The 231-nt window shown below is 71.4% G+C and carries 1 protein-coding gene; it reads right to left on the bottom strand.

The genetic code is table 11. The features are described 5' to 3' along the window. The coding region (locus AC0IWM_RS24005) for a response regulator (protein WP_471759193.1) at positions 1-231 on the bottom strand (231 nt) is incomplete at both ends.

Raw genomic sequence — 231 nt, forward strand, 5'->3', positions numbered from 1 at the left:
CATGCTCGTCACCATGACGAAGGGCACGTGCGCGCAGCCCGGCACCGCCTGGGCGGCCTTCAGGAAGGCGAGGCCGTTCAGCCCCGGCATGTCGAAATCCGAGATCGCGACCCCGATCGCCTCGGCCTGCGCGCGGACGACGGCCAGGGCCTGAGCAGGCTCGGTGAACGCGACCGTCTCGCAGCCCGGCAGGCCGCGAAGGGCGTCGCCCATCAGGACATTGGTCAGCGG

The sequence above is a fragment of the Methylobacterium sp. AC433 genome, from assembly GCF_979253015.1.